This window comes from Klebsiella michiganensis (assembly GCF_015139575.1).
GTDB classification, from domain to species: Bacteria; Pseudomonadota; Gammaproteobacteria; order Enterobacterales; family Enterobacteriaceae; genus Klebsiella; species Klebsiella michiganensis.
The window spans coordinates 2,800,785-2,815,797 of the sequence record NZ_AP022547.1 but is presented as its reverse complement, the minus strand read 5'-3'; the positions used below and the strand labels follow the sequence as shown (position 1 = coordinate 2,815,797).

Annotated in this window: 20 protein-coding genes; 10 read left to right on the top strand and 10 right to left on the bottom strand. The window is 56.8% G+C overall.

Annotation, left to right across the window (positions count from 1 at the left end):
• The 4 genes from JLG71_RS13295 to JLG71_RS13280 are packed head-to-tail and all read right to left on the bottom strand — an operon-like array spanning position 1 to position 3,042.
• Positions 1–843, bottom strand: coding sequence for a transporter substrate-binding domain-containing protein (locus tag JLG71_RS13295; RefSeq protein WP_014229459.1), 843 nt, complete (start codon positions 841–843; stop codon positions 1–3).
• On the bottom strand, positions 833–1,585 hold the full coding sequence (locus JLG71_RS13290; protein ID WP_185220127.1) for an amino acid ABC transporter permease: 753 nt from the start codon (positions 1,583–1,585) through the stop codon (positions 833–835). The genes JLG71_RS13295 and JLG71_RS13290 overlap by 11 nt, the downstream gene beginning before the upstream one ends.
• A 9-nt stretch (positions 1,586–1,594) precedes the next feature.
• Positions 1,595–2,293: an ABC transporter permease subunit gene (locus tag JLG71_RS13285; protein WP_032749050.1), complete on the bottom strand. Its 699-nt coding sequence runs from the start codon at positions 2,291–2,293 to the stop codon at positions 1,595–1,597.
• 8 nt (positions 2,294–2,301) lie between these two features.
• On the bottom strand, positions 2,302–3,042 hold the full coding sequence (locus tag JLG71_RS13280; protein ID WP_004102264.1) for an amino acid ABC transporter ATP-binding protein: 741 nt from the start codon (positions 3,040–3,042) through the stop codon (positions 2,302–2,304).
• A 331-nt stretch (positions 3,043–3,373) separates the two neighbouring features.
• Between JLG71_RS13280 and JLG71_RS13275 the strand changes: the two genes are divergently transcribed.
• A complete protein-coding gene (locus JLG71_RS13275) occupies positions 3,374–3,583 on the top strand; it encodes a YdgH/BhsA/McbA-like domain containing protein (protein ID WP_004102265.1) in 210 nt (69 codons plus the stop codon).
• A gap of 71 nt (positions 3,584–3,654) precedes the next feature.
• Positions 3,655–3,843 carry a hypothetical protein gene (locus JLG71_RS13270; RefSeq protein ID WP_004134116.1) on the top strand — a complete coding sequence of 63 codons (189 nt, stop codon included), beginning with the start codon at positions 3,655–3,657 and terminating at the stop codon, positions 3,841–3,843.
• A gap of 41 nt (positions 3,844–3,884) precedes the next feature.
• Here JLG71_RS13270 and JLG71_RS13265 read toward each other — a convergent pair whose 3' ends face one another.
• Positions 3,885–4,160 (bottom strand): VF530 family protein, encoded by a 276-nt coding sequence (locus tag JLG71_RS13265; RefSeq protein ID WP_109240395.1) that lies wholly within the window; start codon positions 4,158–4,160, stop codon positions 3,885–3,887.
• Positions 4,161–4,431: 271 nt separating this feature from the next.
• Between JLG71_RS13265 and JLG71_RS13260 the strand changes: the two genes are divergently transcribed.
• The 4 genes from JLG71_RS13260 (at position 4,432) to JLG71_RS13245 (ending at position 7,864) form a co-directional block, all read left to right on the top strand.
• Positions 4,432–5,460, top strand: coding sequence for an isopenicillin N synthase family dioxygenase (locus tag JLG71_RS13260; protein ID WP_004851112.1), 1,029 nt, complete (start codon positions 4,432–4,434; stop codon positions 5,458–5,460).
• Positions 5,461–5,613: 153 nt separating this feature from the next.
• Positions 5,614–6,420 (top strand): MetQ/NlpA family ABC transporter substrate-binding protein, encoded by an 807-nt coding sequence (locus tag JLG71_RS13255; RefSeq protein ID WP_032719155.1) that lies wholly within the window; start codon positions 5,614–5,616, stop codon positions 6,418–6,420.
• Entirely contained in the window at positions 6,417–7,208 is a 792-nt protein-coding gene (locus JLG71_RS13250; protein WP_014229467.1) for a methionine ABC transporter ATP-binding protein, read from the top strand. Before JLG71_RS13255 ends, JLG71_RS13250 begins: the two co-directional genes overlap by 4 nt.
• Positions 7,205–7,864 carry a methionine ABC transporter permease gene (locus tag JLG71_RS13245; protein ID WP_009654800.1) on the top strand — a complete coding sequence of 220 codons (660 nt, stop codon included), beginning with the start codon at positions 7,205–7,207 and terminating at the stop codon, positions 7,862–7,864. The genes JLG71_RS13250 and JLG71_RS13245 overlap by 4 nt, the downstream gene beginning before the upstream one ends.
• A gap of 31 nt (positions 7,865–7,895) precedes the next feature.
• On the opposite strand, the gene JLG71_RS13240 is transcribed toward JLG71_RS13245, so the two are convergent.
• Positions 7,896–8,942, bottom strand: coding sequence for an NAD(P)H-dependent flavin oxidoreductase (locus JLG71_RS13240; RefSeq protein WP_200914275.1), 1,047 nt, complete (start codon positions 8,940–8,942; stop codon positions 7,896–7,898).
• Positions 8,943–9,034: 92 nt separating this feature from the next.
• On the opposite strand from JLG71_RS13240, the gene JLG71_RS13235 reads away from it, so the two are divergent.
• Positions 9,035–9,874, top strand: a complete 840-nt coding sequence (locus JLG71_RS13235; RefSeq protein ID WP_200914274.1) for a LysR family transcriptional regulator — start codon at positions 9,035–9,037, stop codon at positions 9,872–9,874.
• Here JLG71_RS13235 and JLG71_RS13230 read toward each other — a convergent pair.
• Together JLG71_RS13230 and JLG71_RS13225 are read right to left on the bottom strand one after the other, a co-directional pair.
• On the bottom strand, positions 9,857–11,044 hold the full coding sequence (locus JLG71_RS13230; RefSeq protein ID WP_049070746.1) for a YbfB/YjiJ family MFS transporter: 1,188 nt from the start codon (positions 11,042–11,044) through the stop codon (positions 9,857–9,859). The genes JLG71_RS13235 and JLG71_RS13230 overlap by 18 nt on opposite strands.
• A gap of 207 nt (positions 11,045–11,251) precedes the next feature.
• Positions 11,252–11,869 carry a LysE family translocator gene (locus JLG71_RS13225; RefSeq protein WP_200914273.1) on the bottom strand — a complete coding sequence of 206 codons (618 nt, stop codon included), beginning with the start codon at positions 11,867–11,869 and terminating at the stop codon, positions 11,252–11,254.
• A gap of 156 nt (positions 11,870–12,025) precedes the next feature.
• On the opposite strand from JLG71_RS13225, the gene JLG71_RS13220 reads away from it, so the two are divergent.
• Positions 12,026–12,415: a VOC family protein gene (locus tag JLG71_RS13220; protein ID WP_042945239.1), complete on the top strand. Its 390-nt coding sequence runs from the start codon at positions 12,026–12,028 to the stop codon at positions 12,413–12,415.
• A 3-nt stretch (positions 12,416–12,418) separates the two neighbouring features.
• On the opposite strand, the gene JLG71_RS13215 is transcribed toward JLG71_RS13220, so the two are convergent.
• Together JLG71_RS13215 and JLG71_RS13210 are read right to left on the bottom strand one after the other, a co-directional pair.
• Positions 12,419–12,637, bottom strand: coding sequence for a DUF7661 family protein (locus tag JLG71_RS13215; protein ID WP_032719161.1), 219 nt, complete (start codon positions 12,635–12,637; stop codon positions 12,419–12,421).
• Positions 12,638–12,686: 49 nt separating this feature from the next.
• Positions 12,687–13,133, bottom strand: a complete 447-nt coding sequence (locus JLG71_RS13210) for a VOC family protein (RefSeq protein ID WP_064378169.1) — start codon at positions 13,131–13,133, stop codon at positions 12,687–12,689.
• Positions 13,134–13,328: 195 nt separating this feature from the next.
• Between JLG71_RS13210 and JLG71_RS13205 the strand changes: the two genes are divergently transcribed.
• Both JLG71_RS13205 and JLG71_RS13200 read left to right on the top strand, forming a co-directional pair.
• Positions 13,329–14,519 carry an MFS transporter gene (locus tag JLG71_RS13205; protein ID WP_049070751.1) on the top strand — a complete coding sequence of 397 codons (1,191 nt, stop codon included), beginning with the start codon at positions 13,329–13,331 and terminating at the stop codon, positions 14,517–14,519.
• A gap of 192 nt (positions 14,520–14,711) precedes the next feature.
• The gene (locus JLG71_RS13200) at positions 14,712–15,002 is read left to right on the top strand and encodes a hypothetical protein (protein WP_025105740.1); all 291 of its coding nucleotides are present in this window, start codon (positions 14,712–14,714) and stop codon (positions 15,000–15,002) included.
• Positions 15,003–15,013: the final 11 nt, after the last annotated feature.

The window sequence follows — 15,013 nt, the reverse complement described above, 5'->3', positions numbered from 1 at the left end:
TTATTCCCAGTCGGTATTCACTTTCACGTCGCTGGCGCCCGGCAGGGCATACACATCTTCGGCGTACCATTTCCGCGAGAGCTCAGCGAGCGTGCCGTCCTTTTTCAGGGCAACCAGCTGCGCGTCAATCGCTTTGATTAGCTGCGGATCGGTATTTTTTTTATACAAATAGACGTTAGGAAACAGGCCGACGGAATCCGACGCTTTCAGATTAAGATTTAGCGCCTTATTTAACGCCAGCAGCGCGCCAATGGGGTAAATCGCCGCATCGTATTCCCCGGAAGCTACCGCTTTAAAGATATCGGCGGCGGACTGCTCGCCGTTGGGCTGCAGGTTAATTTGTTGGCCTGGATGTTTTTTATTGTAGTTTTCAATCACCGTATAACGGGCGTCGGAGGTATGAATCGGCACCAGCTTTTTCTTCCCGCTGGCGAGATCGCCGAGATTATGTATATCGTTCTCATCGTTACGCACAATCAGGCGCAAATCGCTGATCCCTGTCGGCTCGCCGGAGTGGTCGTATTTTTCCGCCCGCTCTTTGGTGAGATAAAAGTGATCCGCCGCGAGGGTATAGGCGCCGGTCGATAGGCCGACGATCATCGCATCGCGCGAGACCGCATTAAAATGAAACGTATAGTCGGTTAAACGCTGGTCCAGCACCTTTAACAGGTCGCCATCGTAACCGGTAATATTGTTGTTATCGTCAACAAAGCTAAAGGGAAAGCCGTTAGCATTGACGACAACCTCAACCGTTTTCGCGTTTGCGCTTTTTTCAACCGCCTGCGCGGCGTTCATTCCCATTGCCAACGCCAGCGCACTCACCAGTAAAATTTTATTTTTCAAAATACCTTCCCCAAAATGATAACCGTGAAACACTCTTTTCTGCGTTTCCTTGCCAGCGGGCGCTCAGAAACCTTTCTGCACTGCGCAATGCTCTGGCAATCGCCAGGCACAGCACGATATAAATCACCAGCACGACGCAGTAGGCTTCGACAAAATGAAACCCGCGCGCGGCGGCGATATTGGCTTTCGCCATCAGATCAACAACGGTGATGGTGTAAACCAGCGAGGTGTCTTTAATCAGATCGATCAGCACGCTGGTAAAGTTCGGCAGCGCGGATACCGCCGCCTGTGGAAAAATAATGCGTCGGAACTGCGTGAATCCGCTTAGCCCGATTGACCATGCGGCCTCGCGCTGCCCCTTATCAACCGCATTCCATCCCGCGCGAAAGGTTTCGGCGAAATAAGCGCTGAAGATCAGCGACAGCGCGGTGACCGCCGCCGCCAGCGGCGAGAGTTTATAGCGGTACATCGTGTCCTGCGGGCCGTCGAACAGCCCGGCGGCAATCCACGGCCAGACGTAAAAAAAGAAATACAGCATCACCAGGACCGGGACCGAACGGCCAAAGGAGAGGAATACCCTCGCCAGCCATTGAACGCCGGGTACCTGACGAATAATCGCCCACGCCAGCGCTGCGCCCAGCAAAGTGGAAAACAGTAAGGATAATAACGTTATCGTCAGGGTGACCGGCAGCGCGCTTAAAATAAACGTAAAATTGTCGCGAATGAACGCCAGGCTAAACATGTTAATTTATCACTCCAGCAGGAACTGATATTTCTTTTCAATACGAGTGGTAAAATAGAGAATAATACTATTCAGCACCCAGTAGACGATAATCACGCTAATAAATGCCGCGACTTGTTTCGCCCCGTAGCTATTTTGCGAAATCTTTTGTGCCCGTCCAAAAACATCCACAATACCAATAATATTGACCAGCGAGGTCATTTTTACGAGATTAATTAAAAGATTGCCAAAGACGGGAATAGCAATAATAAGCCCCTGGGGGAAAATAATCCGCCGTATTCCCTGATGCCAGGGAATATTCAGGCTGATAATGGCCTCTTTCTGGCCACTATCCACCGCGCGCCACGCTGAACGCATCATTTCTGCAAAGTAGGGACTGATGCTGACCGAAATAGACAGCACCGCAAAGGTGGTATCGCTAATCCACAGCGGCGGCAGCGCCAGCGCGGTCAAAATTAATTTGCCGCCGAAGAAAAACAGCAGGATCAGCAGCGCCAGAGGCGCGCCGCGCAGAATGTCGGTATACCCATTTGCCGCCGCGCTGAGCGGCCTAAAGCGGCTAAACTGCAGCAGCACAATCAGCAGCGCGATCGTTAAACCAAGCAGCAGCGACGCCAGCGTTATACCGAGGGTCACGGGTAAATTTTCCAGCAGCTTCGGCACTATTCCGGCGATATCCGGCCAGCTAAACAGTGGGTTATTGTTCATCATCAGCCTCAGGCATGATAGTGCAGTTGTGCAAGAAACGCCCGGGTTCGGCCCTGCTGCGCCGCGCCAAATATCTGTTCCGCCGGGCCCTGTTCAACGATTTCGCCGTTTTCCATAAATACCACCCGGGAAGCGACCTGACGGGCGAACGCCATTTCGTGGGTCACGATGATCATCGTCTGGCCCGCGGCAGCAATGGTCTGAATAAGCTCCAGCACTTCACCGACTTTTTCCGGATCCAGGGCTGAGGTCGGTTCATCCAGCAGCAGAACGGCGGGGTTAATGGCCAGCGCCCGCGCAATACCGATACGCTGCTTTTGGCCGCCGGAGAGACTGTGCGGATAGTGGTCTTTTTTATGCAGCAACCCCACCTGCTTTAAGAGTCGTTCAGCAATAGCCAGCGCCTCCTGCCGCGGGCGTTTTTTAGCGTATATCAATCCTTCGGTAATATTTTGCAGTGCGGTGAGGTTATGAAAAAGATTCCACGATTGAAAAACCATAGCGGTTTTTGACCGTAGTTTTTCAATCTCCTTTTTTCCCGCTTTTGCGCAATCCAGCGCCACATCATCTATTCTTATTTGCCCGCTATCGGCAGGCTCTAAGAAATTAAGCGTACGTAATAGCGTGGTTTTCCCCGAGCCGCTGGGGCCAATAATGCAAATAATCTCGCCGGAATGAATGCTGAGCGATACCTCTTTTAGCACTCTTTCACCGGAGAAGCTTTTACTGATCTTATTGAGCGTTATCATAATGAGATATTCGTGAATAATGATTATTTGCCGCACATCGGCATTTATTGCTGTACAAAAACTATATTGCCGCCGTTCAGATGATAGCAAACAAGAAAATCATCTATCGAAAGTCAAAAAATAACTTTTTATATATTTGTTATGACAATGAGGCTTGATTGTAATCAAACCTTATTTGCAAAACAGGATTGCGGTAACCGATACTTCATTCAAATTTATTGAATAATGAGAGCAAATTGTTTCGATTTTAATCATCGCGTCGTCGGCCTATTATTTATCACATCGGGGCAAAAACGCTCCAACACTGACAAAACGCTTAAGGAATACGACCATGAAATCCATCAAAACTTTCGTTGCAGTTGCCGCACTCTCTATGATCTCTTTCGGTACGTTTGCGCAGAGCATCAGCGCCAGCGCTTCCACACTGGACCGCGCAGAAGCCAAAATTGCCGCTCAGGCCGCAGAGCAAGGCGCCTCTTACAAAATCACCAGCGCTCAGTTCAATAACCGCGTCCATATGACCGCAGAACTGACGAAATAAAATTTGAAACATTGCCGGGCCGCCGGAAGACACAGGCGACAGCGACAACACGATGAAATAAGGAACAGAATATGAAAAATATCGGCGTAGTCACCGCACTGCTGTTAGCCGCTACACTTTCGTCCGGGGCGATGGCCGCAGAGAATAGCTTTGCGCGTCCGGAGGCAGGTTCGAATATCGACACGTCCGTGCATCAGAATCATATTGATGTCAGCCATGCCTTTGATAAAGAGAGCCTGACCGCAGGCAATCTTCAGTAACACACAGCCCGGGGCGCGCGCGGAATTATCCGCTGCGCGCCCTACTTTTTCTGCCAGTGTGCCCACGGATTATTCGCCGGCGCTTCCGCTCTTGCCGTATCGGTATCGGACAACGAATCGATATACAACGCTTCCACTTCTTTACGCGCCCACGGCGTGCGGCGTAAAAACTTCAGGCTCGACTTAATACTCGGCTCGCTTTTAAAGCAGTTGATGTTGATGCGTTTCGCCAGTTCGGCCCAGCCATATCGCGCGACCAGCGCGTTTAACAGCGCTTCCAGCGTGATGCCGTGCAGAGGATCGTTTGGGTGCTGCATTGCGTCTCTTTACCTGAATTAAAAATTTCGCTCACCATACTGGCTCCCGACGCCAATCGCAACAGCCCCGCCTCCCCCTTATCCAAAATTCGCAAAAGCACAGAACCCTCCACGGTCATAAATTAGAAAAGAACGTTATTGGTTGATTATTTTCGCTTAAGGCAAGCTGGCTTCAACCACCCGACTGAGGAATCGATCATGCGCTGTTGTTGTCCCCGAACCCTGAATCTGAATCGACGAAAACACCTGAATACCGCCTTCGGAGAACACAATGAACGCGACAACCTTACCGATACTGGATCTGGCCCGCTACGCGGACCCCGCTGAAAAAGCGGCGTTTCTCGCCGACCTGCGCCACGCCGCCCGCGATATCGGTTTCTTTTATCTGATCAACCACGGCGTCGATGAGTCGCTGCAGCAGGCCGTGCAGCAGCAATCCCGCGCCTTTTTTGCCCTGCCCGACGATCAAAAACAGAGGGTGGCAATGATTCACTCTCCGCATTTTCGCGGCTACAACCGCGCCGCTTCTGAATTAACCCGCGGTCAACCCGACTGGCGCGAGCAGTTCGATATCGGCGCCGAGCGCCCGGCCCTGCAGCTTAGCGAACGCGCGCCGCGCTGGCAGCGCCTGCAGGGGCCGAATCTCTGGCCAGAGGCGTTGCCCTCGCTCAAACCCACATTACTGACCTGGCAACGGGAAATGACCCAGGTTGGGATCACCCTGCTGCGCGCCTTCGCCGAAGCGCTGCGCCTGCCGCTGGATGCCTTCGATGGCCTGTATGGCGATAAGCCCAATGAACATATCAAGCTGATCCGCTATCCCGGCCAGCAGGAGACACAGAGCGCCCAGGGCGTTGGCGCGCATAAGGACTCCGGCTTCCTCAGCTTCCTGCTGCAGGATGAGCAGAAAGGATTGCAGGTCGAAGTCTCCCCTGACCGCTGGATTGACGCGACCCCGCTGGCGGGCAGCTTTGTGGTGAATATCGGCGAGCTGCTGGAGCTGGCAACCAACGGCTATCTGCGGGCAACGGTGCACCGGGTCGTTTCGCCGCCTGCCGACCAGCAGCGGCTGTCGATCGCTTTCTTCCTCGGCGCCCAGCTGGATGCCGTGGTCCCCGTCTACACGCTGCCCGACGAGCTGGCCCGCGAAGCCCTCGGACCGGATAGCGACCCGCAAAACCCGCTGCTGCGCGAGGTGGGCTGGAATTACCTGAAAGGGCGTCTGCGTTCGCATCCCGATGTCGCCGAGCGCTACTACCAGGATGTTTTTCGCGAACGCGCCGAGCAATTGATCGTGTAGACCCTAAATAATTCGGGTTGCAGGCAGGCGGCAAGTCAGTGAATCCCGATGAGCTTACTCTGGTAAGTGATTCGGGTGAGCGCGCGCAGCCAACGCACATGCAATTTGAAGTATGACGGGTATAAACATAACAACAACACAAGGAATAAGATGATGAAATATGCCGCATTTAAACTGGCAGGGGTTGCACTGTCTCTCTCTCTGGCATGGAGTTCCGCCCAGGCCGCCGCGCTGCGCGTCGCCGCGGACCCGGTGCCGCACGCCGAGATCCTTAACTACATTAAGAAGATCGATCCCAGCCTCGACCTGAAAATCGTCGAACTCACCAGCGGCGTTAACGCCAACGAACTGCTGGCCAACGGCGATGTCGATGCCAACTACTTCCAGCACGTCCCCTATCTGAAAGATCAGGAGAAAGCGCTGGGCAAAACCTTCGCCGTCGCGGCGACCGTCCATATTGAGCCGCTGGGGATCTATTCGCGCAAGCATAAAGATTTTAAATCGCTGCCCGAGAACGCCACCGTGGCGGTACCGAATAACACCACTAACCTGAGCCGCGCGCTGTTCCTGCTGCAAAATCAGGGTTTGATTAAGCTGGCGGCAAAATTTACCGACCCGGCGACCACCCTGGCGACGCCGAAAGATATCGTGGAAAACCCGAAGCACCTGAAAATCCTTGAGATTGAATCACCGCAGATCCCGCGGTCGCTGGATGACGTTGACCTGGCGGTGATAAACGGCAACTACGCGCTGGAAGCCGGGCTGGTGCCGGCCAAAGACGCGCTGGGTCTGGAGAGCGCGACCAACAACCCGTACGCCAACATTCTGGTGACAACGCCGGCGCTGGCGAACGATCCGCGCATCAAGGCGCTGGCCAAAGACCTCACCTCGCCGCAGGTCGCCGAATTTATTCGTAAGCAGTATAACGGCTCGGTGATCCCGGTTGCTCCTCAGTCATGATTGAGATTGTCGGGCTGAGTAAAACCTATGCCGGAACAGGCCGACCGGCGCTAAACGATGTCTCTCTGCAGGTGCCGAGAGGAGCCGTTTACGGCATCCTCGGCCGCAGCGGTGCAGGCAAAAGTACGCTGATACGCTGCCTGAATCTGCTGGAGCGGCCCACGTCGGGCCGCATTATTGTGAACGGGAACGATATTACCCGGATGGATAAAACCGCGCTGCGCGAGTACCGGCTGCGTACCGGCATGATCTTCCAGCACTTTAATTTACTTCACGCCCGCAGCGTCGCCGACAATGTCGCGGTGCCGCTGGAGATAGCCAAAGTGCCGAAAGCCGCCCGCCAGGCGCGGGTGGCGGAGCTGCTGGAACTGGTCGGGCTGGCGGATAAAGCCGCCGCCTTTCCGTCACAGCTTTCCGGCGGGCAAAAACAGCGCGTGGGGATCGCCCGCGCGCTGGCCGCGCGGCCGGATGTGCTGCTGTGCGATGAGGCCACCAGCGCCCTCGACCCCGAGACCACGGCCTCGGTGCTCAGCCTGCTGGCGGATATCAACCAAAAGCTGAACCTCACCATCGTGCTGATCACCCATGAGCTGGAAGTGGTGAAAACCCTCTGCGACCACGCGGCGCTGCTGGAGCACGGGGAGATTATTGAAAGCGGCAGAATTGCCGATTTGCTGGTGGCGCCATGGTCGCGGCTACGGCAGTCGCTGCTGCACGATCCTCAGGCAGAGCGGGATTTCCTCGCTCGCCACGGTTTTCACGGGAGGCCATTATGCGGAGTAGCATGAGTTGGGAAGATCTCTGGCCGCTGCTGCTTCAGGGCACGGTAGATACCGTTTATATGGTCGGCCTGGCGGCGCTGTTTACCGTGCTGCTCGGGCTGCCGACCGGCGTGCTGCTGTTTGTTTCACGCCGCAACGGCCTGGCGCCGATGCCGAAGCTCAACGCCGTGCTGGGCGCGATTATCAACTTTGGTCGTTCGCTGCCGTTTATCGTGCTGCTGATCGCGCTGATCCCATTCACCCGGCTGATTATTGGCACCACCCTCGGCAGTACCGCCGCGGTGGTTCCGGTCACCATTGGCGCCTTTCCGTTCTTTGCGCGGCTGACGGAGAACGCGCTGGATGAAGTGGATTACGGGCGTATCGAGGCGATTTTATCGATGGGCGGCAATATCTGGCACGTGATCTTTAAATCGCTGCTGCCGGAAGCGCTGCCGACGCTGCTGGCCGGCATCACGCTGACCATCGTTATGCTGATCGGCTTCTCTTCGATGGCGGGCGTGATTGGCGGCGGCGGACTGGGCGATCTGGCCATTCGCTACGGCTATCAGCGCTTCAATAACGAGGTGATGTTCGGTACCGTGCTCATTCTGGTCGCGCTGGTGCAGGGCGTGCAGATGGCCGGCGACCGTCTGGTCCGCGGCCTCGCCCACCGTCGTTAACAATAAGCGGGTGGCCGCGCGCCATCCGCGATTAAAACCCGCTTTCGCGCACCAGGGTGCGTATCAGCTCCGCTGCCGGCAGCTCGCGAATCAGGCTCACTCCCTGCCCGGCCCAGTGCGCACCGTACTGACGATCTCCCTGCGCTTTCGCCGCCGATGCCAGCGCCTTTCCGGCGTCGTAAGCCACGGGATAAGCCGGAATCAGCGGCGGATCGTTTATTTCACGCCAGCCGTTAACCAGACATCTCGCCGGGCGTCCGGAAATGGCTGAGGTTAAAACCGTTTGCCCGTCAAATGCGCTTTTAAGGGCCTCACGGTATCCGCCATCCGTGGACGATTCCGGGCACAGCAGAAACGCCGTCCCTAGCTGCGCCCCGTCTGCGCCCAGGTTCATTACGCTGTTAATTCCCGCGCCGTCCATCACGCCGCCAGCGGCGATAAGCAGTATATCGGTATGCCGTCTTATCGTCTGAACCAGAGTAAAGGTGCTCATCTGCCCGTCGGGCGCCAGCGGATCAAAGATGCCGCGATGGCCGCCGGCCTCGTAGCCCTGCGCCACCACCATATCGATTCCCTGCTCTACGGCCAGCAGCGCCTCTGCCACGCTGGTCGCGCTCGCCAGAGTGACGATCCCCTTTTCCCGCAGTCGGCGAAGGGTTTCACGATCCGGCACGCCAAAATGAAAGCTCACCGCCGCCGGAGTCAGGTCGAGCAGCAACTCGGCCATCCGCGGCTGCTGCTGAAAACTGAGATAAATTTCCGCCAGCGTCTCCGGCGGCAAGCTGCCAAAGCGCGCAAATTCCGGGCGCAGCCGCGCCAGCCACCGGGCTTCACGCTGCGGATCCCTTACCGCCGGGGCGTGGCAAAACAGATTGACGTTAAACGGACGGGTAGTTAAGCGCCGGGTCCGGTTAATCAGCGTTTCAGCCTGCTCTACGGTTGACGAGCCCAGCCCCAGCGAGCCGAGCGCGCCGGCCCCGCTGACCGCTGCCGCCAGTTCCGGCGTCGACACGCCGGCCATCGGCGCCTGAATAATGGGGTAATCAATATCAAGCTGCTGCGTAAGCCTGTTGCTCATGGTTTGCCCTGTTGAAATTTGTGCGTTCGGGCCATTAAAATCTCTTTTAGAGATGATAAGATCAACATTATTTTCAAATTAAGAATAAAAATATGAACCACACCACATTAGAGATTTTTAAAACGGTGGCGCAAGAGCGCAGCGTCACCCGCGCGGCAAAGCGGCTGGGGCGCGCCCAGTCCAATATCACCACCCGCATTCACCAGCTGGAAGAGGAGCTGGGCGTGGAGCTGTTTGCCCGCGGCAATAAAAGGATGCTGCTGTCCCCCGCCGGTGAACATTTTTTGGGCTACGCGCTGAAGATCCTCAGCCTGGCCGAAGAGGCCAGACAGGCGCTGCATCCGGCGACGCCGGGCGGCAATTTACGCATGGGGGCGATGGACGCCACCGCCGCCAGCCGCCTGCCGCCGCTGCTTCCCCGGTTTCGCGCGCTGTGCCCGGAGGTGACGCTCACCCTCAAAACCCAGCCCACCCGTCAGCTGACCCAACAGGTGCTGGACGCCGCGCTGGATTGCGCGCTGGTGAGCCTGCCGCAGGGAACGCCTCCGCCCGATGATCTGGAGTACGTATCCATCTTTAAAGAACAGCTGCTGCTGGTGCTTCCCGCCAACCCACAGCGCTTTCGCTTTGCCGCCTTTGCGCAGGGCTGTACCTATCGGGCGATGGGTGAAGCGTTTCTGGCGCAATCAGAGGAGGAGGAGGAGAGCGAGATCCAGGACGTCGGCTCCTATCACGCGATGCTCGCCTGCGTCGCCTCCGGCGGCTATGCCGGTATCGTGCCGCAGAGCGTGCTCGATACCCTGACGCTGCCCGAAGCCAGCCAGCTGCGGCCGGTTGGCCAGGCGATCACCCAGCTTATCTGGCGCAAAGGCTACGCGTCCCCCGCTCTCGAGAAAATGCGCCAGCTTCTGGAGTCAGCCTCCGACCTTTGACGCTCGCCCCGCCCCTGCCGCCACCAGCGCGGCGGCAGCCAGCAGCGCAATGGCGGCCGCGCTCAGCGAAGGATTAAACGACCCGCTGCGGTCATACAGCGTTCCGGCAACCAGCGGGCCGACGATTTGCCCGATGCCGTAGGTCGCGGTCATGGCGGCAATCATATTGAACGAAACCAGATGATTAAGCCGCCGCCCCTCGGACAGCGCGATGGTCACGGTGCCCAAAAAGGTGCAACCCACCAGCAGCGCGCTTAATATGCAAAACGGTAACGCATGGCTCCACGCCGGGAGAATGACGCCGATTGCCTGAATCAGCAAATTAAGGGTAAACGCGCGGCGGTAGCCGAGCTTGATGACCAGCCGGTGCCAGATAAAGCAGGAGGGAACGGCGGCGAGGCCGAAAATGGCCCAGATCTGCACCGGATCGATAATGTTCAGCGAACCGCTGAGAAACAGCGGAAGATAGGTGGCGGTAATAATGTAGCCGAAGCCGGCCAGGCCATAAATCAGCAGCAGTTTCCACGCCTCCCGCACCCGCCCCTCGCCCTCCTCGCGGTGTGCGGTCGCGGCGGGTTGATAAGCGATAAGGTAGTCGGCGGGGCTCAGCAGCAGACGCAGCGCGAGAACAAAAAGCACGCCAGAGCTTATCGCGCATATCAGCCATATCTGCTGGCTGGAGAGCGCCAGCGCCTTCCCCAGGGAGATAAATTCCGCCGACAAGAATATCCCCATTCCGACGCCAGAAAAAAGCACCGGCGCGCCGTTAGGGTGCTTCATATGCTGCAGTAGCCAGAGGGAGGCGGCGATCAGCGTCACCGCGCTGAGTAATCCGGCAATTCCGCGCACCACAATAATCGCCAGGGGGGAAACCAGGAACGCCAGTAAGGCCAGGCACACCAGCGTCAACAGTGCGGAAAGCAGGCTTAGCCACCTGGCGTCCGCGGGCCTGGCTTTCGCCAGCAGCAGCGCGCCGGCCAGATAGCCGGCATAGTTCGCCGAAGCGGCAAGATTACCTTCACGCAGCGTCAGCAGCTGCTCATTGAGCATCAGCGGCAGGATCCCGGTATAGGCAAACCGGCCATAGCCCATGCCAACGATCAGCACGACCGAACCGGCCAGCGCCAGCAGAAAGGCCTTCCATTCCGGCCTGGTTGCAAAAACGTTCACCCACTCCCCTCCATTATTATTCTCAAATAGAGAATTATAACTAACAATAATTCTCTATTTATTATGATTTCGCTTACCACGATACGCAAGCAGCGCCATGCGGCAGCGCCCGGCCTGCGGGGAGAAACTTTACGGCAACGGCCAGGGGATGCTTCGGCGAGTAACGAAATGTGGAGTGAGGCGCTGGACATCCTTGTCCAGAGGGATTTAACGGTGGCTAAAAGCCAGTTTGGCAGCAAATAACATAAAGAGGCCGCCGGTTGCGCGGTCCATCCACCGAATAAATAGCGGCGTCTTTAATAGCCGAGCGGCAGAACGGCTGGTCAGGATTAGCGTTAACGACCAGAGCGTCCCGATCGCCACATGGATGGCGACCAGCAGGAACGTCCAGACGATGGGCGAGTGGCCGGCCGGAATAAACTGCGGCAGGAAAGAGACGTAAAAGATCCCCATTTTCGGATTGAGCACATTGCCCATCATCCCTTTTAAAAACCAGTTACTTGCCGCCGCCGCCCTGTCCTGATGAACAAAATGGCCGCGCGGCTTGAGAATTAACTGAATGCCCAGCCAGCATAAATAGGCGGCCCCGCACCATTTGAGCAGGTCATAAGCCAGCTCCGATGCCGCCAGTAGCGCCCCAAGACCGAAGGCGACCGCAGCCCCCCAGATAAAACATCCCGTATCAATGCCCAGCGCCGCCTGAAAGGCTTTTTTTCCGCCTTCAACGGTCGCGGTTCGCAGGATTAAAGCGGTATCCAGGCCTGGGGTAAGGGTGAGCAACAGGGCAGCAAAAGAGTAAGCAAGAAGGGAATCAGCAACGGACATTTTCTCTCTCCGAAAGCGAAGATTCTAGATAAAACCCGCCGCAGAGACAATCGAATAAATTCGCTTTGCCGGGCGCGTTAAAAGCTCTTTGTGACAAATGGCCGCCGCAAAAGCGGATACAGTCAATCGACCAAACCTTTATCGATACAGGCTGTTATGACGCTTAACGCTATCCGCATCGCCAGGCCGGTCACCGACCTTTCACTCAGTAGCCACATGTACTGCACGGGCCTGGGGCTGGAGCAAATCGCGCAGTTTGCCGATCATGACGGCTTTAGCGGCGTGATGGTCGGACGCCGCGATCTCGGCTGGCATCTTGAATTCACCCTCTGCCATCATCATCCGGTGAAGCCCTCTCCGGGCGAGGAAGATTTGCTGGTGCTTTATTACCCGGAAGCCGCGGAATGGCGGGAACAGTGTGCGAAAATGCTGACCGCCGGTTTTGCGCCGGTCAGCGCGTTCAATCCGTACTGGAATGTGAACGGTAAAACCTTTGTCGACGGCGACGGTTATCGCGTGGTGCTGCAAAACAGAAGCTGGCCATAGACGCTACTCCATAAGCCGGACGTCAGGATGGCGCGGGCTTGCCGCTTCGTGAAAAATATCGCCCAGCCAGCCGGGAATTTCCGCCTCCGGGAGATCGTCCGGGATGATGATCCCACGCAGCGGCGAACATTTCCGCTCGTTCAGATCGACGCGGAAAAGTAGCCAGCGTTCGCCCTGGCGCTGGACGCCAATATGGCGCCCGAATACGTCATAAATCAGCATTCCATCACCCTGCCGATCGCAGGGGATGATGGGCGGCTCATGCATGCCATTAGGCTTTGTCCTCGCGCAGCCACGGGGTCACGGTAATCCCTGTCAGCAGCCCTTCCGGGCTCAGCAGCCGCGTGACGGTTTGCCCCCACGGCTCAATGCGGTTGTCCACCAGCAGACGATAGCCTCTGGCCTTCAGCGCGTCGGTGGCGGTGTTGATATCGCGCACTTCAAACTCGACCCACGCCTGCGGCACCGGCAGATAGTCAGGCCAGAGATCGGCGTCAAAGCAGGAGCGCGCCGCCTGCGCCAGCGGCCACAGGGCAAAATGTTTTACCCCGCCGATGGCGTCATGTTCGGTCAGCAGATACTCTTCGTTACCGGGCATCGGTTTTAGCGGCAGGCCCAGCGCAGCCACATAAAACTCCCTGCTGGCCGGCGTCGATTGCGTTATCGGCCCAAAGCCGGCGACAAAAAGCACATCCATACCGTCTAAATCGTATTCCATACTCTCTCCTGTCATTATCCGTGATGCGTTAACAGATTTTATACTCTGCCGCGCATGACTTGCCCAGAATCCTCTTTTCTCATGACTGTTTTTAGTGCGTTTGCCTGAATCATTGAGAAAACGCATGCTCTGCTCGTTGCGCCCGACGGCGCTGCGCTATGCTTAGCTTCCCTTTGGTTTTCAATACTTCGCGTTATGACCACTTCCGCCAGCACCACTCAGCTTAATCTGCGTATTATTTCTATCGTTGTTTTTACCTGTATCTGCTATCTCTCTATTGGCCTGCCGCTCGCCGTACTGCCGGGCTATATCCACTATCAGCTGGGCTATAGCCCCTTTATCGCCGGCGTGGTCATCAGCCTTCAGTACATCTCAACCCTGATCAGCCGCCCGCATGCGGGCCGCTACACCGATATCTGGGGGCCGAAAAAAGTCGTCAGTCGGGGGATTGTTTGCTGCCTGCTCAGCGGTCTCTTCACGCTGCTCGCGGTCTTGCTGCAATCCTCGCCGCCGCTGGCCGTTGCCGCGCTGTTGGTGGGGCGCATTTTCCTCGGCGTCGGGGAAAGTTTTACCGCCACCGGCGCGACCCTGTGGGGGATCAAAACCGTCGGTGCGATTCACACTTCGCGAGTGATCTCGTGGAACGGCGTGGCGACCTACGTCGCCATGGCGGTCGGCGCCCCGCTGGGTGTCATGCTTAACGGCTATTTTGGCATCAGCGGATTTGCCGCCGTGGTGATCCTGGCGGCGGCGGTTGGCCTGCTCTATGCCCGTACGCGGCAGGACGTCAGCGTGACGGCGGGGATCAGAGCGCCGTTTCATGTGGTGGCGCGCAAAATCTGGCCCTACGGGCTGGGGCTGGCGCTGGGTACCGTCGGTTTTGGGGTTATCGCAACCTTTATTACCCTCTACTTCTCCGCCCATAGCTGGCAAGGCGCGGCGTTTACCCTCTCCCTGTTCAGCATCGGTTTTATCTGCATCCGCCTGATCCTGGGCAACACCATTACCCGCTACGGCGGCGTGCGGGTATCGTTAATCTGTTTTGCGATCGAATGTATCGGCCTGCTGATCATCTGGTCGGCCTCCTCGGCGTGGATGGCCGGAATGGGCGCCTTTCTCACCGGCTCGGGCTTTTCGCTGGTCTTCCCGGCGCTTGGCGTGGAAGCGGTGAAACAGGTTGAAGAACAGAATCAGGGCACCGCGCTGGGCACCTATTCGGCCTTTCTCGATCTGGCGTTGGGATTAACCGGCCCGGTCGCCGGCTGGGTGGCCGGTTATTACGATCTGGAGACTATTTATTTGTTGGCGGCGGCGGTGGTCGCGCTGGCATTTATCTTGATTTTGCGCATTTACCTACAACAACGCGCTGCTTTACCGCGAACCTGAGGAAGCATCGTCGAAAGATAACCGGCGCAAATATGGGTAAAAAATTAATCAATAATTGACGGCAATTCGGCTTCCGTGCCACCATCGCTTCAGCGTCCGGCAAGCGGCGCGATGGTGGTACGGGTGAATATCAGAGACCGCATGTTTAAGGTCCATGCCCGTCCGCAACCTGATTCTGGCGGGAATAAAGACATGCACCAAAGTTTTAATCAGCGCGTTCATTTCTATTACTGCATTCTGGTGGCGCTGAAAATACACGCAAAATCGAAGAAATCAGGCGGTGTCCGCGGGAAAAATAATTTCCTGCTCAAGTGGCTGCGTAAAGCGCAGGACAACAATATATTCCACCCGGATATTACCAGCGAGATCGAATGGCTGCGCGGCAAAATCATTCAGGCCGGCTACGATACCGACCTTGAACCCATGCTCGATTTTGTCTACGCCACCGCCAAACGCGCGGAAGATCTTAAGAACGCCGACTGATTCACGCCCGA

Coding starts and splice junctions, on each gene's coding strand:
- JLG71_RS13290 (WP_185220127.1), bottom strand. CDS start 1,585: ATGTTTAGCCTGGCGTTCATTCGCGACAATTTTACGTTTATTTTAAGC.
- JLG71_RS13285 (WP_032749050.1), bottom strand. CDS start 2,293: ATGAACAATAACCCACTGTTTAGCTGGCCGGATATCGCCGGAATAGTG.
- JLG71_RS13280 (WP_004102264.1), bottom strand. CDS start 3,042: ATGATAACGCTCAATAAGATCAGTAAAAGCTTCTCCGGTGAAAGAGTG.
- JLG71_RS13275 (WP_004102265.1), top strand. CDS start 3,374: ATGAAATCCATCAAAACTTTCGTTGCAGTTGCCGCACTCTCTATGATC.
- JLG71_RS13270 (WP_004134116.1), top strand. CDS start 3,655: ATGAAAAATATCGGCGTAGTCACCGCACTGCTGTTAGCCGCTACACTT.
- JLG71_RS13265 (WP_109240395.1), bottom strand. CDS start 4,160: ATGCAGCACCCAAACGATCCTCTGCACGGCATCACGCTGGAAGCGCTG.
- JLG71_RS13260 (WP_004851112.1), top strand. CDS start 4,432: ATGAACGCGACAACCTTACCGATACTGGATCTGGCCCGCTACGCGGAC.
- JLG71_RS13255 (WP_032719155.1), top strand. CDS start 5,614: ATGAAATATGCCGCATTTAAACTGGCAGGGGTTGCACTGTCTCTCTCT.
- JLG71_RS13250 (WP_014229467.1), top strand. CDS start 6,417: ATGATTGAGATTGTCGGGCTGAGTAAAACCTATGCCGGAACAGGCCGA.
- JLG71_RS13245 (WP_009654800.1), top strand. CDS start 7,205: ATGAGTTGGGAAGATCTCTGGCCGCTGCTGCTTCAGGGCACGGTAGAT.
- JLG71_RS13240 (WP_200914275.1), bottom strand. CDS start 8,942: ATGAGCAACAGGCTTACGCAGCAGCTTGATATTGATTACCCCATTATT.
- JLG71_RS13235 (WP_200914274.1), top strand. CDS start 9,035: ATGAACCACACCACATTAGAGATTTTTAAAACGGTGGCGCAAGAGCGC.
- JLG71_RS13225 (WP_200914273.1), bottom strand. CDS start 11,869: ATGTCCGTTGCTGATTCCCTTCTTGCTTACTCTTTTGCTGCCCTGTTG.
- JLG71_RS13220 (WP_042945239.1), top strand. CDS start 12,026: ATGACGCTTAACGCTATCCGCATCGCCAGGCCGGTCACCGACCTTTCA.
- JLG71_RS13215 (WP_032719161.1), bottom strand. CDS start 12,637: ATGCTGATTTATGACGTATTCGGGCGCCATATTGGCGTCCAGCGCCAG.
- JLG71_RS13210 (WP_064378169.1), bottom strand. CDS start 13,133: ATGGAATACGATTTAGACGGTATGGATGTGCTTTTTGTCGCCGGCTTT.
- JLG71_RS13205 (WP_049070751.1), top strand. CDS start 13,329: ATGACCACTTCCGCCAGCACCACTCAGCTTAATCTGCGTATTATTTCT.
- JLG71_RS13200 (WP_025105740.1), top strand. CDS start 14,712: ATGCACCAAAGTTTTAATCAGCGCGTTCATTTCTATTACTGCATTCTG.